A 25,885-nucleotide genomic window follows, 5' to 3' on the forward strand; every position below is an offset into this window, starting at 1 on the left:
CCTGAGGCTGCCGGCCAGCGGCCGGCACTACCTCGGTCACCCGAACTCGAAACCCATCTCCGGCAACGCCGGGCCAACGAAGTCGCCCTGCACGTAGTCCACGCCGGCACTGAACAGCAACGTCATCGAATTGGCATCGCTGACGAATTCGGCGATGGTGCGGATGCCGGCTTCCTGCGCGCGCGCGGTGATCTGGCTGATGCGGTCGATGTTCTCGCGGGTGGCCGCCAGGTCACTGGTGAAGCCGCGGTCCAGCTTGAGGAACTGCGGCTGGAAGTGGGCCAGCAGCTGGAACGAATCCAGCCCCGAACCGAACTGCTCCAGGCCGATGCGGCAGCCCAGCGGTGCTACTTCGGCAAGGAACTGCTGTGCACTGCGCAGGTGAGTGAACACCTTCGCTTCCGGCGCATGCAGCCACAGCCGTTCGCCGGGTACACCCTGAGCCTGCAGCTCGCGGCGCAGGGTAGCGATCATCTGCGGGTCGTCGAAGGATTCCGGCGTCACTTTCACCAGCATCTGCGTGGCATTGCCTTCGCGTGCACGCTGGCCCAGCACCGCGATGGCCCGTGACACCACCCAGCGGTTGATGTCGGCCAGCAGGCCGTGCTCCTCCGCGATACCGAGGAACGCGGTCGGGCTCAGCAGTTCGCCATTGTGCTCCAGGCGCAGGTAGGCCTCATACAGCTCCAGCGACTCGCCCTGCAGGTTCAGCACCGGCTGGTAGTGCAGCTGGAAGCCGTCACCGGCCAGCGCTTCACGGATACGGGCGACCCAGCGCAGCACGCGTTCTTCCTCCACGCGGTCGGCGGCGGCCGGGTCGAAGATGCGGCAGGTGTTGCCCAGTTCTGCGGCGGCCTGCGTGCATTCGCTGGCGCGTGCCAGCACCTGGCCGATACTGGCGATCTTCTCGCCCACCTGCACGCCACCGATGCTGACCGTTACCGTGGCCGAGCGCGCCGATGCTGAAGACGTGCGCGGCGTAGGCTTCGCGGATGCGCTCGGCAAGTGCCACGGTCTGCGCGTACGGCCCGGCCTGCAGCACGGCGAAATTGTGTTCGCCGAAGCGGGCCAGCTGCGCGTCTTCGCCAACGACTTCGGCCAGCAGCGCGGCGAGCGCGCCGATCAGGGTGTCGGCCGAGGCCAGGCCAATGTCCGGCAGCAGGCGCGCGTAGTGGTCCGGCTCGATCAGCAGCAGGCCGAACTGGCCTTCGCTGCGCCCGGCCTGGGCCACCGCGCTTTCCAGCTGCAGCATGAAGGTCGGGCGATTGAGCAGGCCGGTGACCTGGTCGCGCTGGCGCAGGTCCTCGACCTCACGTGCCAGCTCGGGGTCGAATTCCATGCGGCGGCGGAGCACCACCTGCAGGCAGGATTCGCCTTCGTAGGTGGCAGCGGCAAACTCCATCGTCGCCGGGAACGCGCTGCCATCCTCGTGGCGCGCGTCGAGCTGGTACTGCGGCGGCGGCGCCTCGCCACGGCTCAGCCCCTTCAGCAGCTGCTTGAAGCCCTCCACGTGCTGGGCGGCGACCATGTCCAGCAGCGAGATGCCTTCGATGTCGTCGAAATGCTCGTAACCGAACATCTCCAGATAGGCATCGTTGGCGCGGATGTGCATGCCTTCATGCACGTAGGCGATGGGGTCGCGCGAGGAGGCGATCAACGCATCGCAGCGGCGCTCGGTTTCGCGCATCTGTGCTTCGATGCGGCGCAGGCCGCGACGCGCCTGCAGGTCCACCCACTGGTCGCGGACCACGGCGAGCAGATGCTCCGGACGTTGGCGCAGGGCGAGGGCGCGGATGCCGTGGCTGCTGGCCTGCACCAGTTCGTCTTCGTCGATGCGCTCGGCCAGCAGCACCAGCGGAATATCCTTGCCGCTGGCAGCAATATGCTGGGCCACCAGTGGCAGCGGGATGCCCTGGGAGGGCGAAGCCAGCACCAGGTCGATGGCCTGGCTGGCCAGCACCTGGGCCAGCTCGGCTGCATCCTGCGGACGCCACGGGCGTACCGCGATGCCGCTGTTGCGCAGCGTGCTGACGATGGCTTCGGCATTCTCGCCGCTGTCATCGACGATCAGCAGGCGGATGGTGATGTCGTTCGCGTTCTGCATGCACTGCTCCCCAATCTGCAAATCTAGATACACGATGCGCGGCGAACCGTCCATGCGCGCACCCCTTGCACGCATTGAACGGCGATGCGGTTCACACCACGCCACCGGCTGCGTGGCCGCTGGCCCAGGCCCACTGGAAGTTGTAGCCGCCCAGCCAGCCGGTCACATCCAGCACCTCGCCGACGAAATGCAGGCCGGGCACGCGCTTGGATTCCATCGTCGAGGACGAGACCTCGGCGGTATCCACGCCGCCCAGGGTGACCTCGGCGGTGCGGTAGCCCTCAGTGCCACTGGCCACCAGCGGGAACGCGCCCAGCAGCTGTGCGGCCTGGCGCAGCACCGGCTCGTCCAGCTGGCGCACGGGCCGGTCGGGCAGCCAGTGTTCGCACAACCGCTGTGCCAGCCGCTTCGGCAGTACCTCGCCCAGCACCGTGCGCAGCTCGGCGGCAGGCCGCTCGCGCTTCATCTGGCGCAACCACTCGCCGGCATCCTGGCCGGGCAGCAGGTCCAGCTCCAGCGCGTCGCCGGGTTGCCAGAACGAGGAGATCTGCAGGATCGCCGGGCCACTCACGCCGCGATGGGTCAGCAGCATGAAATTCTGGAAGCTCTTTCCGTTGCAGCGCGCCTCGATGGGCAGAGCGACGCCGCTGAGATCGGCCAGCCGTTCCTGGTGCTTGCCGCTGAGCGTCAGCGGCACCAGCCCGGCGCGGGTCGGCAGCACCTGGTGGCCGAACTGTCGGGCCACTTCATAGCCGAAGCCGCTGGCGCCCATGCTGGGAATGGAGAGGCCGCCGGTGGCCACCACCAGCGAGGCGCAATGGAACAGGCCCTGCGTGGTGTGCACGCGGAATCCATCGCTGCCATGCTCGATGCGCTGCACGCTGCACTCGGTACGCACCTGCACGCCTGCCGCCTGGCATTCGTCCACCAGCATCTTCACGATCTGCTTGGACGAGACATCGCAGAACAACTGGCCCAGCTCTTTTTCGTGATACGCGATGCCGTGCTTGCTGACCAGCTCGATGAAGTGCCAGGGCGTGTAGCGCGCCAGTGCCGACTTGCAGAAGTGCGGGTTGGCCGACAGGAAGTTGGCCGGGGTGGTGCCGGTGTTGGTGAAGTTGCAGCGGCCACCGCCGGACATCAGGATCTTCTTGCCAACCTTGTTGGCATGGTCGATCACCTGCACCTGGCGGCCGCGCTGGCCAGCCGTGATCGCGGTCATCAGCCCGGCCGCACCGGCGCCGATGACCACTACGTCGCAACGGATCGTGCTCATGCCTTGGCGCGCTTGCGCCAGTTCGGGATCACGTCGAGCTGGATCTGGTCGTTGAGCAGCTGCACTTCACCGTCCTGGATCAGCACGCTCCAGCGCATGGCGCGCTGGATCTGCTGGCCCCAGCGCTCGACGAATTCACCGTCCAGATCAACCACCGAGAGATTGTCGAAGCGTGCCAGGCCCTTGCTCTGCTTGCCCCACCAGATCTCCGAGGCGTTGCCGCCGTAGTTGATCACCTGCACCTGGCGGCTGCGATTGCTGGCCTTGCGGATGCGCGATTCGTCCGGATGGCCCAGGTCGATCCACCGCAGGATGTCGCCGGTGTAGTCGTGTTCCCACAGATCCGGCTCGTCATCGGTGCTCAGGCCGCGGCCGAATTCCAGGCGGTCGCCGGCGTTCAGCGCGAAGGCGAGCAGGCGCACCATCAGGCGATCGTCGGTCTCGGACGGGTGCTGGGCCAGGGTCAGGTTGTGGGTCGCGTAGTAGCCGCGATCCATGTCGCTGATCTGCAGTTCGGCCTTGCGGATGGTGGCGGTGAGGGCCATGGGGGGTCCGTGGACTAAAGACGACAATGATAGAGGTTTGCTCCAGGGGTGTCCGTTGCCGGACTGTCTGCGCAGCGTCAACGGTGGCACTCTTGCGCTCTTTCCCGTGGCCGGAGTGGACGCCATGACCTTGCCCAGCCGCCTGCAGCTGCCACCCGGCCACTGGTCCAGCCTGCTCGATGGCCTGTGCGCGCGTTTCCCGCGCATCGACCGTGCGCAATGGCAGGACCGCTTCGCCCGAGGCCGCGTGCAGGATGCGCAGGGCAGGGCACTGGCGCCGGACATGCCTTGGCAGGTGGGGCTGGAAATCCAGTACTTCCGCGAGGTGGCCGACGAGCCGGTGATTCCCTTCGCCGAGACCATCCTGCATCTGGATGCGCACCTGCTGGTGGCCGACAAGCCGCACTTCCTGCCGGTGACGCCGGCCGGTGGGTATGTACGGGAAACCCTGCTGTCGCGCCTGGTCGCCCGCACCGGCAACACCGAGCTGGTGCCGCTGCACCGCTTGGACCGGTTGACCGCCGGCCTGGTGCTGTTTTCCACCCAGGCAGGCACGCGTGATGCCTACCAGCGGCTGTTCCGCGAGCGGCGCATCGGGAAGACCTACGAGGCGCTGGCACCGGCGCTGCCGGGGCTGGAGTTTCCGCTGCAGCGGGACAGTCGTCTGGTGCCGGGGGAGCCGTTCTTCCGCATGGCCGAAGTGCCGGGCGAGCCCAATGCCCGCAGCCGGATCGAGCTGATCGAGGCCGAGGGGCCGGTCTGGCGCTACCGGTTGCGGCCGGAAACCGGCCGCAAGCACCAGCTGCGCGTGCATATGGCGATGCTGGGCGCCCCCATCGAGGGCGACGACCTTTACCCGCAGCTGCAGTCGCGGTCGGAGGGCAGCGCCGAGCCTGCACTGCAGCTGCTGGCACAGGTGCTGGCCTTCGATGATCCGCTGACCGGGGAACCGCGGCGGTTCAGCAGCCAGCGGCGCCTGCGCCGAAGGGAGCAGGGCGGCTAGCGCGGGTCAGCGGGCCGGGCGCCGCGCCAGCCAGCGATCCAGCTCGGCGGCGAACAGCTGCCGGTCGCGCGGGCCCAGCGGCGGCGGGCCGCCGGTCTGGACCCCGGCGCCGCGCAGTTCTTCCATGAAATTGCGCATCGACAGCCGCTCGGCCATGTTGTTCGGCGTGTACAGCTGGCCGCGCGGGTTCAGCGCCACGGCCTTCTTCTCCAGCACCAGCGCGGCCAGCGGGATGTCCTGGGTGACGACCAGGTCTCCGGCAGCGACCCGTTCGACGATGGCGCTGTCGGCCACGTCCAGGCCCTGGGGCACCTGGATCGAACGCAGCCAGCGTGAGGGCGGGGTGCGGATCCACTGGTTGGCAACCAGGGTCAGTTCGATCCCGACCCGTTCAGCGGCCCGGAACAGGATGTCGCGGATGACAGTGGGGCAGGCGTCCGCGTCCACCCAGATGCGGGGGAGGGCGGGTTCAGCTTGGGTTTCAGCTTCAGTCATTTACCCAGTGTAGGGTAGGAAAATCCTGAATGGGGACTCGGGGTTAGCCTCGATCGGCTGCCAGCCCTTGTCACGTCTAGCGGGCGGGGCCAGCCGATGAACGTCCGGGCTATCGCTTTTTGCAGAAAACACGCGTATCGTTCGTCCCACTGTGTTTGCTAGGGTCACCGTGAATCGTGGCCTGGTGCAGTTGATCTCACGATCCGCTCATCGATCCGCTTTACCAACGCCTGCAACTCAGTCTCGGCCCCGATACCCGGTGGCTGCGATTTTTTCAACATGTGTTTCAGGAGTTAGTCAAATGTCTGATCGTCAGACCGGCACCGTCAAGTGGTTCAACGACGCCAAGGGCTTCGGCTTCATCACCCCGGAAAGCGGCCCGGACCTGTTTGTGCACTTCCGTGCCATCCAGGGCACCGGCTTCAAGACCCTGCAGGAAGGCCAGAAGGTTACCTTCATCGCCGTCCAGGGTCAGAAGGGTATGCAGGCTGACCAGGTGCAGGCGGTCTAATCCGTCTGCTACCGTTTGGTAGCCAGAACGCCGGAAGCGAAAGCTTCCGGCGTTTTTTATTGCCCGCTGTTTTGTAGAGTCGAGATCCTATGTTCGTGGTCAAGCCTGCTGGAAGCAGGCTTGACCCACCTTCAGCATGGCCGGATCGAAGTCCCGGCCGCTTTTGAAGACACCCCAGGCGATCCTGGCCAGCTTTCTGGCCAGGATGTTGAAGACGGCGGTGCTGGGGTGACCGCGTTTTGACAGCTCGTCGTAGAGCGGTTGCCCCTGGCGACACCGCTTGAGCCCCATTGCGGCCATGTAGAGCATCTGGCGCAGCACTGGCGCGCCCTGTTTGGACAGCCGACGCCGTCCCGTTCTGCCGCCAGACTCGTTGGGCCGGGGATCCAGGCCCGTGCAGGCGATCCACGCGTTGGCGTTGGCCAACGGCCAGCGCGTCATGTAGTAAATCAGGTGAGCGGCGACAGCGGGGCCGATACCAGGGATGGTCAACAGGCGCTTGTAGAGCGTGCCATGCTCTCCATCGCGACCCAAGCGCTGCAGTTCGCTTTCCAGCTCGGACAGCGTCCCAGCCAGAGCGCAGAACAGATCTGACAGCTCCCCGGGGGCACTTTTGCTTACCCCGAAGGATTGCTCCAGCCGCGCGCGTGTCTTTACCAGCGTCTGCCGCTTGCGCAGCAAATCGTGCATCTGTTGCTGCTCGTCGGTACGCGGTACGTATTCACGCAGGCGATCGTTCTCCTTCTTCACGTACCGGGCGATCGCTTCGGCGTCCATGGCGTCCGTCTTGCCACGCGAGCCCGTCGCCCGGCCGTAGTGCTTGATCAGACGTGGATTGATCACATAGACAACGTGGCCTGCCTGGCCAGCCATCCGAGCCAACAACTCGTAGTACCGCCCCGTCGCCTCCATGCCAATCCGGCATCGCTGGGGCAAGGTGTTGAGCCACTGGGCTATGCCGGCCCGGGTGTTGGCGATCCTGTCGCCGGCCTTGCGGTCGGCCACTGCCGGTACGAACTCCTTGGAGTCCACGTCCACGCCAATATCGAGAGAATCAGACATTTGTACGGCTCCCAGCTATCTTTAAGGGGCTGGGGTGGTACCGCACCGACGTTAGCTTGCCTACATCGACGATCCCCTTTGGGGGCCGTACGATCCTTTATCGACGTTCGTGTGCGGGATGGGGATCGCTCGACTCGTCTGTCGGCTAGTATCCGCAGATGCATGCTTGACGGTCCCTCCACCCTGGCTCCTACATACCTCGTAGGAGCCGGGAGGAACATACAAGCTTGCTCGACTGTCTCTGGAAAGCAGTCGAGCAAGCTCGACTCTACAAAAGACATGCAGCTGGGCGGGCTAAGATCAGATGCATCCTCCCATCGCGGAACCGTCCATGCGCATAGTCCACCATCTGGAAAACTCCCGTTCCCTGCGTGTGCTGTGGATGCTGGAGGAGCTGGGGCTGGACTACGAACTGCGCCGTTATCCCCGCGATCCGAAGACGCTGCTGGCACCGCCCGAACTGCGCAACGTGCATCCACTCGGCAAGTCGCCGGTGCTGCAGGATGGCGAACTGGTGCTGGCGGAGTCCGGGTCGATCCTCGACTACCTTGCCGACCGCTACGACACCCAGCGCCAGCTGTCGCCGTCGCCGACGCCTGCCGATGGTGCCGAGCGCATCGCCTACCGCTACTGGCTGCACTACGCCGAAGGCTCGGCGATGCCGCCGCTGCTGCTGACCCTGGTGATCGGTCGCATCCGCAGCGCACCGATGCCGTTCTTCGCGCGCCCGATCGCACGCAGCATCGCCGACAAGGCCGAGCGCGGCTTCATCGGTCCGCAGCGGCGCCTGCACCTGGACTGGATGGAGCGCCGCCTGGCTGAAAGCCCGTGGTTCGCCGGCGAACGCTTCAGCGCAGCCGACATCCAGATGAGCTTCCCGATCCAGGCTGCGGCCGCACGGGGTGGCGGCCTCGACGACAAGCCGGCGCTGCGTGGCTTCCTCAAGCGTATCGGTGAGCGCCCGGCCTACCAGCGTGCCGAGGCCCACGGCGGCCACCTGCAGGCGCTCAGCGGCAATTGAGGAGGGCGGCCGTCGCCCCCATCTTCAGCACCATGGATACCGACAGCCCCCGTTTCGACAATCGCCTGCTGCATACCCTGCCGGGCGACCCCGAATCCGGCCCGCGCCGCCGCGAAGTGCTGGGCGCGGCCTGGTCGCCGGTGATGCCGACTCCAGTGGCGGCGCCCACGCTGCTGGCTTGGGCGCCGGACGTCGTCGCGATGCTTGGCTTCGATACCGCTGAAGTCGAAAGCGAAGGCTTCGCGCAGGTGTTCGGCGGCAATGCGCTGTACGCCGGCATGCAGCCGTGGGCGGCCAATTACGGTGGCCATCAGTTCGGCCACTGGGCGGGCCAGCTCGGCGACGGCCGCGCGATCTCGCTGGGCGAACTGGTCGCACCGGATGGCCGTCATTGGGAACTGCAGCTGAAGGGTGCCGGTCCCACGCCGTATTCGCGGGGTGCTGATGGCCGCGCAGTGCTGCGCTCATCCATCCGTGAATTCCTGTGCAGCGAAGCGATGCATCACCTGGGCGTACCGACCACGCGCGCTGTCGCTGGTCGGCACCGGCGAAGACGTGGTACGCGACATGTTCTACGACGGTCATCCGCGTGCCGAGCCCGGCGCCATCGTGTGCCGGGTATCGCCCTCGTTCCTGCGCTTTGGTTCATTCGAACTGCCAGCGTCACGCGGCGAAACTGCATTGTTGCGGCAGCTGGTCGACGCGTGCATCGCCCGTGATTTCCCCGAGCTGGAAGGAGAGAGCGAGACGCTGTACGGCGACTGGTTCGCGCGGATCGCGGTGCGCACCGCCGAGATGATCGCGCACTGGATGCGTGTCGGTTTCGTGCATGGCGTGATGAACACCGACAATCTGTCCGTGCTCGGCCTCACACTCGATTACGGCCCTTACGGCTGGGTCGAGGATTTCGATCCGGACTGGACGCCGAACACCACCGACGCACAGGGCCGGCGGTATCGCTTCGGTACCCAGCCGCAGGTGGCGTACTGGAATCTGAGCCGATTGGCCCAGGCGTTGTCGCCGTTGTTCGCCGATGTGGCGCCGCTGCAGGCCGGTCTGGCGGCCTACCAGTCCACCTTCGTGGCCTGCACCCGTCGCGATGCCGCAGCCAAGCTGGGCCTGGCCGCTGCCGACGATGACGATCTGCAGCTTTACCTGCGCTGGCAGCAGCTGATGCAGGACGGTGCCATGGACATGACCCTGGCCTGGCGCGCTGATGCGCCTCGATCCGGCGGCACCGGATGCGGCGCTGCTGGACGCGGTGTACTACGACGAGGCGCGCCAGCAGGCGGTGCAGGCACCGTTGCAGCAGTGGCTGCAGGACTACGCGGCACGGTTGCAGGCCGATCCGTTGTCGGCCAGCGAACGCACGGCGAAGATGGCCGCGGCCAATCCGCTGTATGTGCTGCGCAACTGGCTGGCGCAGGAAGCCATCGACCGCGCCGAACAGGGCGACCTCGGCGGTGTTCATGCGTTGCAGGACGTGCTGCGTGATCCGTACACCGAGCGTGCCGGGCTGGAGCATTTCGCCGGCAAGCGCCCGGCGTGGGCAGACAACCGCGCCGGCTGCTCGATGCTGTCCTGCAGTTCCTGAGGGTGGGTTTCGGCAGGGCTGCGCCCTGCACCTGCAGAGGCCAGGGCAACAGCCAGAGCAAAAGCTGGCTTCCGTGGTTTGGCGGGGTGGTGTCGGAGTGCGGGGACGCCGCAAGTACGTCCCTGTAGGCTTGGCAGCCGCATCCATGCGGCTGACACCCCGCACTCCGACACCGCCCCACCTCTGACAGATTCCGGCGGCTGTTGGTAGGTGTCGACCTTGGTCGACACGGTAGATCCACGCCATGCGTGGATGCTCTTCGTTCAATTTTCGAAATATTGGATTTCGATGAAGATTCATCCACGCATGGCGTGGATCTACAGAAAGCAATGCCCGACAGATCGCAGAAATTTGTCGAAGGCGGGGTGGGCCCGGTTGCGGGGGCGTGAGCCGCATGGGCCCGAGGCATGCCTCGGGCGGGTTGGGGAGGACGCCCAACCCCGGTCTTGCCATTTGCGCAGGACAGCGCACACGAGCAAGCGGCTGCCAAGCCTACAGGGACGTACTTGCGGCGTCCCCCGCACTCCGACACCGCCCCGCCAAACCACGGAATCCGCTTTTGCTCTGGCGTTTGATCTGGCCTCTGCAGGTGCCGGGCGAAGCCCGGCCGAATACCCCTCAACAGGCAGGCGACGCCCGGAACAGGTACCCTATGCCGCCATCAGATAGCCAACGTGACATGACCGACGCCATCGTCGCTCCGCAGTGGGCCTCCCGCCTGCGCGACATCGCCGACTTCCCCAAGCCCGGCATCCTCTTCAAGGACATCATGCCGCTGCTCGCCCACGGCGAGGACTTCCGCGGCGCCATCACCGCGATGGCCGACCGTTGGCGCGACCAGAAGCTGGACGCGGTGATCGGCATCGAATCGCGTGGCTTCATCCTCGGCGCCGCGATGGCGCTGGAACTGGGGGTGGGCTTCGTGCCGGTGCGCAAGCCGGGCAAGCTGCCGGGCCAGGTGCTGCGCGAGGAATACACGCTGGAATACCGCAGCGACTGCATCGAAGTGCACGCCGATGCGCTGCCGGCTGGCGCCCGCGTGGCGATCATCGATGACGTGCTGGCCACTGGCGGCACGCTGGTCGCCGCGCTGTCGCTGGTGCGCCGCCTGGGCGTTGACGTGGTCGGCGCCGGTGTACTGGTCGAACTCGACGGTCTCGGTGGTCGCGCCCGTTGGGAATCGGATCTGCCGCTGCACACCGAACTGGTGTTCTGATCGAAGGGTGGGTGCCAACCAAGGTTGGCATCTACCAGCGCGAATGGCCTGGAGCCGGTAGTTGCCAACCTTGGTTGGCAGCGCCTTTCGCGACTGGCGCCACGGATGGGCCAACCAAGGTTGGCCGCTACCAGGTCAGGTCGTTGCCAACCGAGGTTGGCAACGCTGCTTCAATCACATCATCCGCACGCGGAAACGTCGGCCCTTGATCTTGCCGGCTTCCAGCTTGGCCACGGCCTTGTTGGCCTGCTCACGCGCGATCGCCACATAGGAGCGGGTCGGGAAGATCGCAATCTTGCCGATGAACTTGCTCGACAGCCCGGCGTCGCCGGTCAGTGCGCCGAGGATGTCGCCCGGGCGCAGCTTGTCCGTCTTGCCGCCGTCGATCCGCAGCGTGCGCATCGCGGCCTGCGGCAGCTCGGCCGGGCGCGCAGTCGCCAGCGGCGTCTTCTGCCAGTCCAGCGGCTGACCCATCTGCGCTTCGATGGCTTCGGCGCGGGTCTTCTCGCGGCCGGCCACCAGGCTGATCGCCAGGCCGCTGGCACCGGCACGGCCAGTACGGCCCACGCGGTGCTGATAGCTCTCCACGTCGGTCGGCAGCTCGTAGTTGATCACCGCCGCCAGCTCTTCCACGTCCAGGCCGCGTGCGGCCACATCGCTGGCCACCAGTACGTTGCAGCTGCGGTTGGCCAGCAGCAACAGCACTTCCTCGCGGTCGCGCTGTTCCATGTCGCCATGCAGGGCCAGCGCGGAGAAGCCGAACTGCTGCAGCGAGTTGGCCACTTCGTCCACGTCCTTGCGGGTGTTGCAGAACACCACCGCCGATTCCGGCGTGTACTTCAGCAGCAGGCCGGCCAGTGCCTTCTGGCGATGTGCCGGTTCCACCTCGCAGAACAGGTGGCGGATGGCTGGGGCCTGGTCGGCGCCTTCCACGGTCACTTCCACCGCGTCGCGCAGCAGGTCACGCGCCATGGTGCGGATGCTGTCGGGGAAGGTGGCCGAGAACAGCAGGCTCTGGCGATCCTTGTGGGTGCGGCCGGCGATCTCGCGGATCGGCTCCTCGAAGCCCATGTCGAGCATGCGGTCGGCTTCGTCCAGCACCAGCGTGCGCACCGCGCCAAGATTCAGCGCGCGTTTGCGTGCAAGCTCCTGCACACGGCCAGGAGTGCCGACCACCACGTGCGGGTCGTGGCCTTCCAGCGATGCCAGCTGCGGGCCCAGCGGCACGCCACCCACCAGCAGCAGCAGCTTCAGGTTGGGGATGCCGGTGGCCAGCTTGCGGATCTGCTTGCCGACCTGATCGGCCAGTTCGCGGGTCGGGCACAGCACCAGCGCCTGCACGCGGATCAGGCTGGGGTCGATGGCCTGCAGCAGGCCCAGGCCGAAGGCGGCGGTCTTGCCGCTGCCGGTCGGCGCCTGTGCGATCACATCGCGGCCATCCAGGATGGCCGGCAGGCTCTGCGCCTGCACGGGGGTGAGGGTGGTGTAGCCGAGGGCGTCCAGGCCGGGCTGCAGGGCCGGGCTCAGCGGCAGGGTCGAGAAGTCAGTCATGGCGCATTGTACCCGTCCGCGCGGCCGGCCCCGTCCTGGGGCCTTCATCCATGTGGGTGCCGACCTTGGTCGGCACGCTCCTGCTCAGCCCAGCACCGCCAGCACACCCTGGTGGATCGCCAGCCCGCCGAACAGCAGCCAGGCAAACAGGATCAGCGCCAGCAGCAGCGGCTTCATGCCGGCCTGGCGCAGCGCCGAAACGTGGGTGGTCAGGCCCAGCGCGGCCATCGCCATCGCCAGCAGCACGGTATCCAGCTGCACCAGCCCCGCCTGCAGGCCGGCCGGCAGCAGATGCAGCGAGTTGAACCCGGCCACCGCCACGAAACCAAAAGCGAACCACGGCACCACGATGCGCGCTTTGCTGCCATCGGCGCTGGCCTTGCCGCTACGCGCCAGCCATAGCGACAGCGCCACCAGGAACGGTGCCAGCAGCATCACCCGCACCATCTTGGTGATCACTGCGGTATCGGCCGCCGCTTCGTTGACCGCGCGGCCAGCCGCCACCACCTGTGCTACTTCATGCACCGTCGCACCGGTGAACAGGCCGTACTGCTGCGCGTCCATCGCCAGCCAGCCGTGCGACTGCACCAGCGCATACAGGGCGGGATACAGGAACATCGCCAGCGTGCCGAACACCACCACCGTCGACACCGCTACCGTGACCTGCGCAGCACGGCCGCGCACCACTGGTTCGGCGGCCATCACCGCCGCCGCGCCGCAGATCGCGCTGCCGGCACCGATCAGCATCGCTGCCTCGCGTTCCATCTTGAACACCCGCATGCCCAGCCAGCAGGCCAGTCCGAAGGTGCTGGCGACCACCAGCACGTCCATCAGCACGCCGGTGACGCCGACATGGCCGATGTCCTGGAAGGTCAGGCGCAGGCCGTAGAGCACGATGCCGGCGCGCAGCAGCCAGTGCTTGGAGAAACCGACGCCGGCCGCGCTGCTCGGCGCGAGCCGCGGGTAGAGGGTGTTGCCGACCACGATGCCGGCGACGATGGCCACGGTCAGCGCACTCAGGCCGTGCGCCTGCAGCCAGGGCAGCTCGGCCAGGTACAGCGACGCCGCCGCGATCAGGCCCACCAGCAGAAGGCCGGGCAGGCGCGGCTGCCAGCGTTGGCGCAGGGCGGGCAGGGACCAGGAGGAGAGAGCGGGGGCGTTCATGGCAGGGGCGGGGCTGGGGTGACGTGGCAAGCGTGCGCTCCAGACGATGACCTGTAAAACGAATAATATGGGTGAAACCTACCCATCAAGAAGGTAAGTGCCATGCGCCTGACCTTGCGCCAGCTGCAGGTCTTTGTCGCCATCGCCGACCATGGCAGCACCACCGCTGCCGGTCAGGCCATTGCGCTTTCGCAGTCGGCCAGCAGCGCCGCCCTGCAGGAGCTGGAAGCGCACTTCGGCACGCCGCTGTTCGACCGTATCGGCCGCCGCCTGGCGCTGAACGGGCACGGCCGCGCGCTGCTGGAGCCGGCGCGTACCTTGCTGGTCAATGCCGCCGATCTAGAGCGGCAGCTGGCCGCCGGCGGTGACCCGTCGCAGGGCGCACCACTGCGGCTGGTGCTGGCCGCCAGCACCACCATCGGCAATTACCTGCTACCGCCGCGCATTGCCGAACTGCTGCGGCAGGCGCCGCAGGCCGAGGTCGACCTGCGCATCGACAACAGTGCCGGCGTGGTTGCTGCCGTGCAGCGCCTGGATGTGGACGCCGGCCTGATCGAAGGCCCGTGCCACGAGCGCGGCCTGCAGGTCACCGCCTGGCAGCAGGACCCGCTGGTGATCGTCGCTTCCACCGATGTCCCCGCGCTGGTCGCTGGACGAACTGCGCCGCGCACGCTGGCTGCTGCGCGAACCAGGCTCGGGTACCCGCGAAGCGGTGGAGCAGGCCTTGTTGCCGCACCTGCGCGGTTTCGCGCAGACCCTGCAGCTGGGCAATACCGAAGCGATCAAGCAGGCCGCCATCGCCGGACTGGGTCTGGCCTGTCTTTCTCGTCATGCGCTGGAAGAACCACTGGCCCTCGGCCGCCTGCGCGTGCTTGAGACCCCGTTGCCCGCCCTGCAGCGCACCCTGTGGCTGGTACGCCACCCCGGCAAGCAATGGTTGCCGGGGTTGCAGGCGTTGTTGGGGGAGGTGCAGTAGCCGGGATCCATCTTCCACAGCGCGAACTCCACGAAGGGGTCAGAGCCCGTTGCGCAGCAACGGGATCCGACCCCGTGCCGACCAACGGTCGGCACCCACCAACAGCAGCGGGAAACTGTCGAAGGTGGGGTGGGTCCGGTTGCGGGGGCGTGAGCGCCATGGATGGCGCGACCGAGCTTACATGGACGTACTTGCAGCGTCCCCCGCAACCGGACCCACCCCGCCATCCCACAGGAAACCGGCTATGGCTGTTGCTTCGGCCGTTGACGTTGCCTCTGCGGGTGCCGGGTGCAGCCCGGCCGACGCCCCCAACCGGTACAATGGCCGGATGCCTCTGATTACCCTACAGAACGTCGACTTCAGCGTCGGCGGCCCGTTGTTGCTGGAAAAGGCCGAACTGTCGATCGAGCCGGGCGAACGCATCGCCCTGATCGGCCGCAACGGCGCCGGCAAATCCACCCTGCTCAAGCTGCTGTCCGGCGACCACAAGCCCGATGATGGCGAAGTCCGCGTGCAGCAGGGCGTGCGTGTCACCCGCCTGGAGCAGGAAGTGCCGCATGGCGCCGCCGGCTCGGTGTTCGACGTCGTCGCCGATGGCCTCGGCGAACTGGGCCAGTGGCTGGCCGAATTCCACCACCTCAGCCATGCCGAGGTGTTCGATGGCGAAGCGCTCGGCAACGTGCAGGCCAAGATCGACGCCGCCAACGGCTGGGGCCTGGACCAGCGCGTCAGCGAAACCCTGACCAAGCTCGACCTGGACGGCGAGGCCGAGTTCGGCCGCTTGTCCGGTGGCATGAAGCGTCGCGTGCTGCTGGCCCGCGCGCTGGTGTCCAGCCCCGACGTGCTGCTGCTGGACGAACCGACCAACCACCTGGACATCGAAGCCATCGACTGGCTGGAAGCGTTCCTGAAGGGCTGGAGCGGCAGCGTGGTGTTCGTCACCCATGACCGTCGTTTCCTGCGTGCGCTGGCCACCCGCATCGTCGAGATCGACCGCGGCCAGGTCACCAGCTGGCCGGGCGACTGGGCCAACTACGAGCGCCGTCGCGAGGAACGCCTCAATGCGCAGGCGCAGGAAAACGCCCGCTTCGACAAGCTGCTGGCGCAGGAAGAAGTCTGGATCCGCCAGGGCATCAAGGCGCGCCGTACCCGCGATGAAGGCCGCGTACGTCGCCTGAAGGCGATGCGCACCGAACGCTCGCAGCGCCGCGACCTCAGTGGCAACGTCAAGATGGAAGCCGCGCAGGGCGTCAGCTCCGGCAAGAAGGTCATCGACGTCAAGGACATTTCGTTCGCCTTCGGCGAGCGCACCATGGTCCGCGATTTCACCACCACCATCCTGCGTGGCGACCGCATCGGCCTGATCGGTCCCAACGGCAGCGGCAAGACCACGCTGCTGAAGCTGCTGCTGGGCGAACTGCAGCCGGCCAAGGGTGAGGTCAACGCCGGTACCAACCTTCAGATCGCGTATTTCGACCAGTACCGCGCGGTGCTGCGCGAAGACTGGAGCGCGATCGAGAACGTGGCCGAAGGCCGCGATTTCCTCGAGTTCAACGGCAAGCGCAAGCACGTGCATGCCTACCTGCAGGACTTCATGTTCACCCCCGAGCGCGCGCGCGCCGATCACCCGCCTGTCCGGTGGCGAGCGCAACCGGCTGCTGCTGGCCAAGCTGTTCGCGCAGCCGTCCAACCTGCTGGTGATGGACGAACCGACCAACGACCTGGACGTGGAAACCCTGGAGCTGCTGGAAGAGCTGCTGGGCGAGTACACCGGCACGCTGCTGCTGGTCAGCCACGACCGTGACTTCATCGACAACGTGGTGACCTCCACGCTGGTGATGGAAGGCGACGGCGTGATCGGCGAGTACGTCGGCGGCTACAGCGACTGGCAGCGCTATGCGGCCAGCGTGGCTGCGCCTGCCGCAGCCCCGGCAGCCAAGCCAGCCGCAGTTGCACCTGCTGCAGCGGCCGCTACGCCGGCCGCGCCCAAGCGCAAGCTGGCCTACAAGGAAGCGCGCGAACTGGAGCAGCTGCCGAAGACCATCGAGAAGCTGGAAGGCGACGTCGAAGGGCTGACCTCGGCGATGAACGACCCGTCGTTCTACACCCGCAGCAGTGCCGAAGTAACCGCGCACACCCAGCAGCTGGCCAAGGTGCAGGCCGAGCTGGATGCCGCGTACGCGCGCTGGGAAGAGCTGGAAGGCTGAGCGTCTGCCACGGCCGTCTCGCCCGGCGGGCGGCTGTGGCTTTTGATCTGATTCCGCCTTGAAGCGAGCCGAGCACCGCAGGTCCGGCGAGGGCGAAGAGGCGCGGGTGTGTGAGCGTAGCGAGTTCCCGCGCCGTCCCTCGGTGGGCCGAGGAGCGCAGGGTACCGGTGCGCAGCATCGGCTCGCGGACGGCGGAGCGCTTCTTTTGGTTACTTTTCTTTGCGCGCAAAGAAAAGTAACGCCCATGAACGCCTCAGATTGCAGCAGTCATGATCCGCGCAGCGTGGTCATTTGACCCCGTGCAGATCCCGCAGCTGGCTCGGCCGGCTGCCGAAATACGCCGCCAGATCGGCGATGTCCTGATCGCTCAGGTCCTTCGCCTGTGGCGTCATCAGCGCATGCTGGCGGTCACCGGCACGGTAGGCCTGCAGCGCATGCGCCAGGTAGTCACCGTACTGCCCACCCAGCTTCGGGTAGGTCGCATCGATCGGCGCGTTGCCGTCGGCGCCGTGGCAGTCGATGCAGCTCTGGTTGGTGGCCTTGCTCTTCACCTTGGCGCGGGCTTCACCGGCGGCCTCGCGGCCCGGCGGCAGGCCGGCGGAGGATGAAGAGCCGTGTTCGCCGCTGGCATGGCCGGGGTCGGCGGCGGATTTCTCGCTGTTTTCCACCTGCGACTGTGAACAGGCGGCCAGCAGCAGGGCAACGGACAGGGCGATGGCGTGACGCATCGGATGCGCGGCTTTCGACATGGGCGGGCCTTACTTGACGGTGGACAGGTAAACAGAGAGATCGGCGATCTCCTGTTCGCTGAAACTCATCGACTGCGCCTGCATCGTCGGATGCCTGCGCTTGCCCTGGCGGTACTCGGTCAGGGCCTGGGCCAGGTACTGCTGGGTCTGGCCGCCGATCTTCGGCACCCGGTAACTGGGGTAGGCGTTCTTGTAGCCGGTGATGCCATGGCACCCCTGGCAGGTATAGGCCAGGACACGGCCATTGTCGAAGTTGCCGGTGGGGGCGGCAGGCGCCGGGGCAGCGGCGGGAGCCGGCGCCGGGGCAGGTGTGGCAGGAGCAGGAGCGGGCTGTGCGGCGGCCCCAAGGGGCAGGAGGACGGCCAGAGCGAGACAAGCGGCGAGCGGCTGCGGGCGCATGGTGTCGTTTCCGGGGATTCGGGTCTGGTCGTTCCGGCGTGGGGTACGGAACGCCCCGAGTATAGCCCCAGGTTTCATCTAGCTGAAATGGGGGGCGGGCCGACCAGTGGCACGAAGACACCATGACCTTTGGGATATGGTGTTGCCGTGAAGTGGTGCATTACTTTGCTACCACACCTGTCCACGCATCCTCCAGGGATCTGACGATGTCGCACCCAACCTTCCTGTCCGGCCGTCGCAGCGGAATCTGCGCTGCCGCACTGCTGATCTCCACCTCCCTGCTGCTGGGCGGTTGCGCCGCAGGGCCCAATTCCGAAGCCAAGGCCGCCGAGACCAAGGAGGAGAAGAAGGTCGATGCGGTCCCGGTCGAAGTGGCCGTGGCCAGCCACCGTGCTGTCGCGGCCAGCTACACCGGTACCGCTGCGCTGGAACCACGCGCCGAGTCGCAGGTGGTGGCCAAGACTTCCGGCGTGGCGCTGGCGGTGCTGGTCGAGGAAGGCCAGCGGGTCAGCGCTGGCCAGCCGCTGGTGCGTCTGGACCCGGACCGCGCGCCTGGCCGTGGCACAGAGCGAAGCGCAGATGCGCAAGCTGGAAAACAACTACCAGCGCGCAGAAACTGGTGGGCCAGCAGATGGTCAGCGCCGCCGACGTCGACCAGCTGCGCTACGACCTGGAAAACGTCCGCGCGCAGTATCGCCTGGCCACGCTGGAGCTGTCCTACACCACCGTCGTGGCGCCGATCTCCGGCGTGATCGCCTCGCGCTCGATCAAGACCGGCAACTTCGTGCAGATCAACACGCCGATCTTCCGCATCGTCGACAACTCGCGGCTGGAAGCCACCCTCAACGTGCCCGAGCGCGAGCTGGCCACCCTGCGCGCCGGCCAGCCGGTGACGCTGGCTGCCGATGCGCTGCCGGGGCAGAGCTTCACCGGTACGGTCGATCGCATCGCACCGGTGGTGGATTCGGGCAGCGGTACGTTTCGCGTGGTCAGTGCCTTCGATGGCGCCGCGCACGCGTTGCAGCCCGGCATGTTCGGTCGCATCCGCATCGATTACGACCAGCGTGCGGATGCGCTGGTGGTGCCGCGCCTGGCGCTGCTCGACGATGGTGAGCCGGCGGTGTTCCGGGTGCGCGAAGGCAAGGTCGCACGCGTTCCGGTCAAGCTGGGTTACGCCGAGGGCCCGTGGGTGGAGATCCGTGATGGCCTGGCGGCCGGTGATCAGGTGGTCACCGCCGGCAAGGTCGCCCTGCGCGACGGCACCGCAGTGCAGGTGATCGCTGATCCGAAGGCAAAGGCGAAGACGGTCGCAGCGGCCGCCAAGCCGGCAGACAAGGCCGGGAGCACGCAATGACCGCCCCGGGCCACGACCACGGTGCCTCGCCGGCGAGCGACGGCGCCGCCGCCAGCATGCGCGGCGGTCTGGTGGAATTCGCCACCCGCCGCCGCGTGACCATCGCCATGTGCACGGTCACCCTGTTGCTGTTCGGCCTGATCGCGCTGGGCAACCTCAAGGTCAACCTGCTGCCCGACCTGAGCTACCCGACGCTGACCGTGCGCACCGAGTACACCGGTTCGGCGCCGACCGAAATCGAAACCCTGATCACCCAGCCGGTTGAAGAAGCGGTCGGCGTGGTCAAGAACCTGCGCAAGCTGAAGTCGGTCTCGCGCACCGGCCAGAGCGATGTGGTGCTGGAGTTCGCCTGGGGCACCAACATGGACCAGGCCAGCCTGGAGGTGCGCGACAAGATGGAAGCGCTGAACCTGCCACTGGAGGCCAAGGCCCCGGTGCTGCTGCGCTTCAATCCGTCCACCGAACCGATCATGCGCCTGGTGCTGTCGAACAAGGTGGCGCCGACCAGCGATGCCGATGCGGTCCGTGAGCTGACCGGCCTGCGCCGCTATGCCGATGAAGACCTGAAGAAGAAGCTGGAGCCGGTCAGCGGCGTGGCGGCGGTCAAGGTCGGTGGCGGCCTCGAGGACGAGATCCAGGTCGACATCGACCAGCAGAAGCTGGCCCGGCTGAACCTGCCGATCGACACCGTCATCAAGCGCCTGAAGGACGAGAACATCAACATCTCCGGCGGCCGCCTGGAGGAGGGTTCGCAGCGCTTCCTGGTGCGTACCGTCAACCAGTTCGCCGATCTGGAGGAGATCCGCAACCTGCTGGTCACCACCCAGGCGTCGAACGGTAGCGCGGCCGACTCGGCGTTGCAGCAGATGTTCAACATCGCCGCGTCGACCGGTTCGGCGGCAGCCATCGCGGCGGCATCGGCGGCGCAGAGCGCATCGTCCGGCGGTGGTTCCAGCGTGGTCGCCAACGGTGTGCCGGTGCGCCTGAAGGACGTGGCCACCGTGCGTCAGGGCTACAAGGAACGCAAAGCGGTGATCCGCCTGGGCGGCAAGGAATCGGTCGAACTGGCGATCTACAAGGAAGGCGACGCCAATACCGTGTCCACCGCCGAAGCGCTGCGCAAGCGCCTGGAGCAGATCAAGGGCACGTTCCCGTCCGACGTCGAGATGACCACCATCGAGGACCAGTCGCGCTTCATCGAGCACGCCATCGCCGACGTCAAGAAGGATGCAGTGATCGGCGGCCTGCTGGCGATCCTGATCATCTTCCTGTTCCTGCGTGATGGCTGGAGCACGTTCGTGATCAGCCTGTCGCTGCCGGTCTCGATCATCGCCACGTTCTTCTTCATGGGCCAGCTCGGCCTGAGCTTGAACGTGATGTCGCTGGGCGGTCTGGCACTGGCCACCGGCCTGGTGGTGGATGACTCGATCGTGGTGCTGGAGAGCATCGCCAAGGCCCGCGAGCGTGGCCTGGGCATCCTGCAGGCGGCCATCGCCGGTACCCGCGAAGTGAGCATGGCGGTGGTCGCCTCCACCCTGACCACCATCGCGGTGTTCCTGCCGCTGGTGTTCGTCGATGGCATCGCTGGCCAGCTGTTCCGCGACCAGGCGTTGACCGTGGCGATCGCCATCGCGATCTCGCTGCTGGTGTCGATGACCCTGATCCCGATGCTCAGCTCGCTGAAGGGACGGCCGCCGCTGGCGTTCCCGGAAGAAGCGCCGAACGAACCGTGGCAACCGCAGAACCGCTGGCAGAAGCCGGTTGCGCTGGGCCGTCGTGGCGCCGTGGCGACCGCGCGCTGGAGCTTCTACGCGCTGGCCTGGCTGGTCGTGCGGGCGTGGCGTGGCGTGGTGGCGGTGGTCGGCCCGGTGATGCGCAAGGCCAGCGATCTGGCGATGAAGCCCTACGCCGGCGCCGAGCGTGGCTACCTGCGCCTGCTGCCGAGCGCACTGGCGCATCCGGGCAAGGTGCTGGGTGTTGCCTCGATCATCTTCGTGGCGACGATGGCGCTGGTGCCGATGCTCGGTGCCGATCTGATCCCGCAGCTGGCGCAGGATCGTTTCGAAATGACGGTGAAGCTGCCGGCCGGCACGCCGCTGAAGCAGACTGATGCACTGGTACGCGAGCTGCAGCTGGCACACGGCAAGGGCGAGGGCGTGGCGTCGCTGTACGGTGTCAGCGGCAGCGGCACCCGCCTGGATGCCAGCCCCACCGAGAGCGGCGAGAACATCGGCAAGCTGACCGTGGTGATGGAAGGCGGTGGCAATGCACGCACCGAGGCCGAGATCACCGAGCGCCTGCGTGACACCATGGGCCAGCATCCGGGGGCACAGGTCGACTTCGCGCGGCCGGCGCTGTTCAGCTTCTCCACGCCGCTGGAAATCGAGCTGCGCGGGCAGGACATGGCCACGCTGGAAGTGGCCGGCCAGCGCCTGGCGGCGATGCTGCGCGGCAATGCGCACTACGCCGATGTGAAGTCGACGGTGGAAGAGGGCTTCCCGGAAATCCAGATCCGCTTCGACCAGGAGCGTGCCGGTGCGCTGGGCCTGACCACGCGCCAGATCGCCGACGTGGTGGTGAAGAAGGTGCGCGGCGATGTCGCCACCCGCTACAGCTTCCGTGACCGCAAGATCGACGTGCTGGTGCGTGCGCAGGAGGGCGACCGCGCCAGCGTGGAGAGCATCCGCCGGCTGATCGTCAACCCCGGCAGCACCCGTCCGGTCACGCTGGACGCGGTGGCCGAAGTGGTCGCCACCACTGGCCCCAGTGAGATCCACCGTGCCGACCAGACGCGGGTGGCGGTGGTGTCGGCCAACCTGCGCGACATCGATCTTGGCGCGGCCATGCGCGAGGTGCAGCAGATGGTCGCCGAGCAGCCGCTGGGTGCGGGCGTCGGCCTGCACATCGGTGGCCAGGGCGAGGAGCTGGCGCAGGCGGCGAAGTCGTTGATCTTCGCCTTCGGCTTGGCGATCTTCCTGGTCTACCTGGTGATGGCCTCGCAGTTCGAATCGCTGCTGCACCCGTTCGTGATCCTGTTCACCATCCCGCTGGCGCTGGTCGGTGCGATCCTGGCGCTGATGCTGACCGGCAAGCCCATCTCGGTGGTGGTGTTCATCGGCCTGATCCTGCTGGTCGGCCTGGTCACCAAGAACGCGATCATCCTGATCGACAAGGTCAACCAGCTGCGCGAGGCTGGCGTGGCCAAGCACGAGGCGCTGGTGGAAGGTGCGCGCTCGCGCCTGCGGCCGATCATCATGACCACGCTGTGCACGCTGTTCGGCTTCCTGCCGTTGGCGGTGGCGATGGGTGAGGGCGCTGAAGTGCGCGCCAATGGCGATCACCGTGATCGGCGGCCTGCTGGTGTCGACCCTGCTGACCCTGCTGGTGATCCCGGTGGTGTACGACCTGATGGACCGTCGTGGCGATGCGTATTACCGCGAACGTGGCCGCAAGCATGCCGGTGAGATCGAGCCGGGTGCAGTGGGCAGTGCGGCGGGTACGGAGGAACCGGCATGAGTGTGGCCGAGTTCTCCATCCGCCGCCCGGTCACCACCATCATGTGTTTCGTGTCGCTGGTGGTGATCGGCCTGATCGCTTCGTTCCGGTTGCCGCTGGAAGCGCTGCCGGACATCTCCGCGCCGTTCCTGTTCGTGCAGATTCCGTACACCGGCTCCACCCCGGAGGAAGTGGAACGGACCATCATCCGTCCGGTCGAGGAGTCGCTGGCGACGATGACCGGCATCAAGCGCATGCGCTCGTCGGCCACCTCCGAAGCGGCGCTGATCTTCATCGAGTTCAGCGACTGGGACCGCGACATCGCCATCGCCGCCTCCGATGCACGCGAGCGCATCGACGCGATCCGCAGCGACCTGCCCGACGACCTGCAGCGCTACAACGTGTTCAAGTGGTCCAGCAGCGACCAGCCGGTGCTGAAGGTGCGCCTGGCCAGCACCACCGACCTGACCACCGCGTACGACATGCTCGACCGCGAGTTCAAGCGGCGCATCGAGCGCATCCCCGGCGTGGCCCGTGTCGACATCACCGGTGCGCCGCCGAACGAGGTGGAAATCGCCATTGATCCGAACCGCCTCAACGCGCACGGCTTGAGCATCAATGAACTGAGCGAGCGCCTGCGCACGCTGAATTTCTCGATCTCGGCCGGGCAGATCGACGACAACGGCCAGCGCGTGCGCGTGCAGCCGGTGGGTGAGATCACCGACCTGCAGGAAATGCGCGATCTGGTGATCAACGCCAAGGGCCTGCGCCTGGGCGATATCGCTGATGTGCGCCTGAAGCCGGCGCGGATGAACTACGGGCGCCGCCTGGACGGCAACCCGGCGGTCGGCCTGGACATCTTCAAGGAGCGCAGTGCCAATCTGGTGGAGGTGTCGCGCGCGGCACTGGCCGAGGTTGAATCGATCCGTGCCGAAGCGTCGATGCGCGACGTGCAGATCAAGGTGATCGACAACCAGGGCAAGGCGGTGACCTCCTCGCTGCTGGAACTGGCCGAGGCCGGTGCGGTCGGCCTGATCCTGTCGATCACGGTGCTGTTCTTCTTCCTGCGCCATTGGCCGTCCACGCTGATGGTGACCCTGGCCATTCCGATCTGCTTCACCATCACCCTGGGCTTCATGTACTTCGTCGGGGTGACGCTGAACATCCTGACCATGATGGGCCTGCTGCTGGCGGTGGGCATGCTGGTCGACAACGCCGTGGTGGTGGTGGAGAGCATCTACCAGGAGCGCGAGCGCATGCCCGGACAGCCGCGCCTGGCCTCGATCATTGGCACCCGCAACGTGGCCATCGCGCTCAGTGCCGGTACGCTGTGCCACTGCATCGTGTTCGTGCCGAACCTGTTCGGCGAGACCAACAACATCAGCATCTTCATGGCGCAGATCGCGATCACCATCTCGGTCTCGCTGCTGGCCTCGTGGCTGGTCGCGGTCAGCCTGATCCCGATGCTGTCCGCGCGCATGGCCACGCCGAAGCTGGTGCACTCGCAGACCGGCGTGATCGCGCGCCTGCAGCGGCGCTACGCGACACTGCTGGACTGGTCGCTGCGCCATCGTGGCTGGAGCCTGCTGGGCATCGTGCTGGTGGTGCTGGTCAGCCTGGTGCCGATGAAGCTGACCAAGGTCGACATGTTCGGTGGCGACGGCGGCAAGGACATCTTCATCGGCTACATGTGGAAGGGCGCCTACACCTACCGGCAGATGTCCGAGGAAGTGGCGCGTGTGGAGAACTGGATCGACGCCAACCGCGAGCGCCTGCACGTCAAGCAGGTGTATTCCTGGTACAGCGAGCAGGAAGGGAGCTCCACCGTGGTCACCCTGGACGAGAAGTACGCCAAGGACATCAAGGCGCTGCAGGAAGAACTGCGCAAAGGCCTGCCGAAGTCGGCCCGCACCGACTACTTCGTCGGCAACCAGGGCGGTGATGGCGGCGGTGGCGGCAACCAGGGCGTGCAGGTGCAGCTGGTCGGCGACTCCAGTTCGATGCTGCAGGAGATCGGCCAGGAAGTGGTGCCGCTGCTGGCCCAGCGTGCCGAGCTGCGCGATGTGCGCATCGACAACGGCGAAAAAGGCGGCGAGCTGAAGGTGCGCGTCGACCGCGAGCGCGCCGCCGCATTCGGCTTCAATGCCGAGCAGGTAGCCAGCTTCGTCGGCCTGGCCCTGCGCGGTGCACCGATGCGCGAGTTCCGCCGCGGCGACAACGAAGTGCCGGTATGGGTGCGCTTCGCCGGTGCCGAGCAGAGCAGCCCGGAAGACCTGGCCGGTTTCAGCGTGCGCACCGGCGATGGCCGCAGCGTGCCACTGCTGAGCCTGGTCACCGTCGACGTTGGTTCGTCCGCCACCCAGATCGGACGCACCAACCGCCAGACCACGCTGACCATCAAGGCCAACCTGGCCGAGAAGGTCACCGCGCCGGATGGCCGCAAGGCGATGGAGTCGGTGCTCAAGCCGATGAACTTCCCGGCCGGCTATGGCTTCACCTTCGATGGCGGCGATTACGGCAACGACGACGAAGCGATGCAGCAGATGGTGTTCAACCTGCTGATCGCGCTGGTGATGATCTACGTGGTGATGGCGGCGGTGTTCGAGTCGCTGCTGTTCCCGGCGGCGATCATGAGTGGCGTGCTGTTCTCGATCTTCGGCGTGTTCTGGCTGTTCTGGATCACCGGTACCTCGTTCGGGATCATGTCCTTCATCGGCATCCTGGTGCTGATGGGTGTGGTGGTGAACAACGGCATCGTGATGATCGAGCACATCAACAACCTGCGGCGCGGCGGCATGGGACGCACCCAGGCGCTGGTGGAGGGCTCACGCGAGCGATTGCGCCCGATCATGATGACCATGGGCACGGCGATCCTGGCGATGGTGCCGATCTCGCTGACCAGTACGCAGATGTTCGGCAACGGCCCGGAGTACGCGCCGATGGCGCGCGCGATTGCCGGCGGCCTGGCGTTCTCGACCGTGGTCAGCCTGCTGTTCCTGCCGACGATCTATGCAGTGCTGGATGACCTGCGCAGTGCGGTCACGCGACTGATCCGCCGCGCCCGCGGTCTGGAGATCGTGCCGGGTACCCCGGTGTAGTGGTCGAGCTTTTGCTCGACCGTAATGCGCGCCAACGTGTTGTGGTGTGGGGGAGGCCGGTCGTA

General features: G+C 66.8%; 13 protein-coding genes and 6 pseudogenes. 10 read left to right on the forward strand and 9 right to left on the reverse strand.

The window, feature by feature from the left end; genetic code table 11:
• Positions 1 to 36 precede the first annotated feature (36 nt).
• From ACZK2V_RS08995 to ACZK2V_RS09005, 3 genes and pseudogenes are all read right to left on the reverse strand, one after another.
• Positions 37 to 2,104: pseudogene (locus ACZK2V_RS08995) on the reverse strand (GGDEF/EAL domain-containing response regulator).
• A gap of 91 nt (positions 2,105 to 2,195) precedes the next feature.
• Positions 2,196 to 3,380 (reverse strand): BaiN/RdsA family NAD(P)/FAD-dependent oxidoreductase, encoded by a 1,185-nt coding sequence (locus ACZK2V_RS09000; protein ID WP_180845369.1) that lies wholly within the window; start codon positions 3,378 to 3,380, stop codon positions 2,196 to 2,198.
• Positions 3,377 to 3,925 carry a YaeQ family protein gene (locus ACZK2V_RS09005; RefSeq protein ID WP_486323143.1) on the reverse strand — a complete coding sequence of 183 codons (549 nt, stop codon included), beginning with the start codon at positions 3,923 to 3,925 and terminating at the stop codon, positions 3,377 to 3,379. The genes ACZK2V_RS09000 and ACZK2V_RS09005 overlap by 4 nt, the downstream gene beginning before the upstream one ends.
• A gap of 124 nt (positions 3,926 to 4,049) precedes the next feature.
• On the opposite strand from ACZK2V_RS09005, the gene ACZK2V_RS09010 reads away from it, so the two are divergent.
• Complete coding sequence (locus tag ACZK2V_RS09010; RefSeq protein WP_201118793.1) at positions 4,050 to 4,928, forward strand: pseudouridine synthase; 879 nt, start codon at positions 4,050 to 4,052, stop codon at positions 4,926 to 4,928.
• A 6-nt stretch (positions 4,929 to 4,934) separates the two neighbouring features.
• Here ACZK2V_RS09010 and ACZK2V_RS09015 read toward each other — a convergent pair whose 3' ends face one another.
• Positions 4,935 to 5,423: a YaiI/YqxD family protein gene (locus tag ACZK2V_RS09015; RefSeq protein WP_059034065.1), complete on the reverse strand. Its 489-nt coding sequence runs from the start codon at positions 5,421 to 5,423 to the stop codon at positions 4,935 to 4,937.
• A 301-nt stretch (positions 5,424 to 5,724) separates the two neighbouring features.
• On the opposite strand from ACZK2V_RS09015, the gene ACZK2V_RS09020 reads away from it, so the two are divergent.
• Entirely contained in the window at positions 5,725 to 5,934 is a 210-nt protein-coding gene (locus ACZK2V_RS09020) for a cold-shock protein (RefSeq protein ID WP_004153307.1), read from the forward strand.
• Between the two features lie 99 nt (positions 5,935 to 6,033).
• Here the strand turns inward: ACZK2V_RS09020 and ACZK2V_RS09025 are convergent, their stop codons facing one another.
• Entirely contained in the window at positions 6,034 to 6,939 is a 906-nt protein-coding gene (locus tag ACZK2V_RS09025; protein ID WP_486322547.1) for an IS110 family transposase, read from the reverse strand.
• 388 nt (positions 6,940 to 7,327) lie between these two features.
• On the opposite strand from ACZK2V_RS09025, the gene ACZK2V_RS09030 reads away from it, so the two are divergent.
• The 3 genes and pseudogenes from ACZK2V_RS09030 to ACZK2V_RS09040 all read left to right on the forward strand — a co-directional run bounded on the left by ACZK2V_RS09030 (position 7,328) and on the right by ACZK2V_RS09040 (position 10,827).
• Positions 7,328 to 8,017, forward strand: coding sequence for a glutathione S-transferase (locus ACZK2V_RS09030; protein WP_201118794.1), 690 nt, complete (start codon positions 7,328 to 7,330; stop codon positions 8,015 to 8,017).
• Between the two features lie 32 nt (positions 8,018 to 8,049).
• Positions 8,050 to 9,611 (forward strand): annotated as a pseudogene (locus ACZK2V_RS09035) (protein adenylyltransferase SelO).
• 679 nt (positions 9,612 to 10,290) lie between these two features.
• Positions 10,291 to 10,827 carry an adenine phosphoribosyltransferase gene (locus ACZK2V_RS09040; protein ID WP_087803547.1) on the forward strand — a complete coding sequence of 179 codons (537 nt, stop codon included), beginning with the start codon at positions 10,291 to 10,293 and terminating at the stop codon, positions 10,825 to 10,827.
• Positions 10,828 to 11,001: 174 nt separating this feature from the next.
• Here ACZK2V_RS09040 and dbpA read toward each other — a convergent pair whose 3' ends face one another.
• Positions 11,002 to 12,378, reverse strand: coding sequence for an ATP-dependent RNA helicase DbpA (gene dbpA, locus ACZK2V_RS09045; RefSeq protein WP_164081474.1), 1,377 nt, complete (start codon positions 12,376 to 12,378; stop codon positions 11,002 to 11,004).
• A gap of 84 nt (positions 12,379 to 12,462) precedes the next feature.
• Complete coding sequence (locus ACZK2V_RS09050; protein WP_201118797.1) at positions 12,463 to 13,542, reverse strand: YeiH family protein; 1,080 nt, start codon at positions 13,540 to 13,542, stop codon at positions 12,463 to 12,465.
• A 102-nt stretch (positions 13,543 to 13,644) separates the two neighbouring features.
• Here ACZK2V_RS09050 and ACZK2V_RS09055 point away from each other — a divergent pair.
• A pseudogene (locus ACZK2V_RS09055) lies at positions 13,645 to 14,518 on the forward strand (LysR substrate-binding domain-containing protein).
• Between the two features lie 328 nt (positions 14,519 to 14,846).
• A pseudogene (locus ACZK2V_RS09060) lies at positions 14,847 to 16,725 on the forward strand (ATP-binding cassette domain-containing protein).
• Between the two features lie 287 nt (positions 16,726 to 17,012).
• Here the strand turns inward: ACZK2V_RS09060 and ACZK2V_RS09065 are convergent.
• Together ACZK2V_RS09065 and ACZK2V_RS09070 are read right to left on the reverse strand one after the other, a co-directional pair.
• Positions 17,013 to 17,474, reverse strand: coding sequence for a c-type cytochrome (locus tag ACZK2V_RS09065; protein ID WP_006361215.1), 462 nt, complete (start codon positions 17,472 to 17,474; stop codon positions 17,013 to 17,015).
• A 9-nt stretch (positions 17,475 to 17,483) separates the two neighbouring features.
• Positions 17,484 to 17,873 carry a c-type cytochrome gene (locus ACZK2V_RS09070; protein WP_005413034.1) on the reverse strand — a complete coding sequence of 130 codons (390 nt, stop codon included), beginning with the start codon at positions 17,871 to 17,873 and terminating at the stop codon, positions 17,484 to 17,486.
• 206 nt (positions 17,874 to 18,079) lie between these two features.
• Here ACZK2V_RS09070 and ACZK2V_RS09075 point away from each other — a divergent pair.
• The 3 genes and pseudogenes from ACZK2V_RS09075 to ACZK2V_RS09085 all read left to right on the forward strand — a co-directional run bounded on the left by ACZK2V_RS09075 (position 18,080) and on the right by ACZK2V_RS09085 (position 25,820).
• A pseudogene (locus ACZK2V_RS09075) lies at positions 18,080 to 19,227 on the forward strand (efflux RND transporter periplasmic adaptor subunit).
• A pseudogene (locus ACZK2V_RS09080) lies at positions 19,224 to 22,743 on the forward strand (efflux RND transporter permease subunit). Before ACZK2V_RS09075 ends, ACZK2V_RS09080 begins: the two co-directional pseudogenes overlap by 4 nt.
• Positions 22,740 to 25,820 (forward strand): efflux RND transporter permease subunit, encoded by a 3,081-nt coding sequence (locus ACZK2V_RS09085; RefSeq protein WP_049423679.1) that lies wholly within the window; start codon positions 22,740 to 22,742, stop codon positions 25,818 to 25,820. Before ACZK2V_RS09080 ends, ACZK2V_RS09085 begins: the two are co-directional and overlap by 4 nt.
• Positions 25,821 to 25,885 lie beyond the last annotated feature (65 nt).

It is taken from the genome of Stenotrophomonas sp. 93052_Sma, assembly GCF_056481145.1.

Excerpts from the sequence above, each read along its gene's own strand:
- ACZK2V_RS09000 (WP_180845369.1), bottom strand. The coding sequence starts at position 3,380 with ATGAGCACGATCCGTTGCGACGTAGTGGTCATCGGCGCCGGTGCGGCC.
- ACZK2V_RS09005 (WP_486323143.1), bottom strand. The coding sequence starts at position 3,925 with ATGGCCCTCACCGCCACCATCCGCAAGGCCGAACTGCAGATCAGCGAC.
- ACZK2V_RS09010 (WP_201118793.1), top strand. The coding sequence starts at position 4,050 with ATGACCTTGCCCAGCCGCCTGCAGCTGCCACCCGGCCACTGGTCCAGC.
- ACZK2V_RS09015 (WP_059034065.1), bottom strand. The coding sequence starts at position 5,423 with ATGACTGAAGCTGAAACCCAAGCTGAACCCGCCCTCCCCCGCATCTGG.
- ACZK2V_RS09020 (WP_004153307.1), top strand. The coding sequence starts at position 5,725 with ATGTCTGATCGTCAGACCGGCACCGTCAAGTGGTTCAACGACGCCAAG.
- ACZK2V_RS09030 (WP_201118794.1), top strand. The coding sequence starts at position 7,328 with ATGCGCATAGTCCACCATCTGGAAAACTCCCGTTCCCTGCGTGTGCTG.
- ACZK2V_RS09040 (WP_087803547.1), top strand. The coding sequence starts at position 10,291 with ATGACCGACGCCATCGTCGCTCCGCAGTGGGCCTCCCGCCTGCGCGAC.
- dbpA (WP_164081474.1), bottom strand. The coding sequence starts at position 12,378 with ATGACTGACTTCTCGACCCTGCCGCTGAGCCCGGCCCTGCAGCCCGGC.
- ACZK2V_RS09050 (WP_201118797.1), bottom strand. The coding sequence starts at position 13,542 with ATGAACGCCCCCGCTCTCTCCTCCTGGTCCCTGCCCGCCCTGCGCCAA.
- ACZK2V_RS09065 (WP_006361215.1), bottom strand. The coding sequence starts at position 17,474 with ATGTCGAAAGCCGCGCATCCGATGCGTCACGCCATCGCCCTGTCCGTT.
- ACZK2V_RS09070 (WP_005413034.1), bottom strand. The coding sequence starts at position 17,873 with ATGCGCCCGCAGCCGCTCGCCGCTTGTCTCGCTCTGGCCGTCCTCCTG.
- ACZK2V_RS09085 (WP_049423679.1), top strand. The coding sequence starts at position 22,740 with ATGAGTGTGGCCGAGTTCTCCATCCGCCGCCCGGTCACCACCATCATG.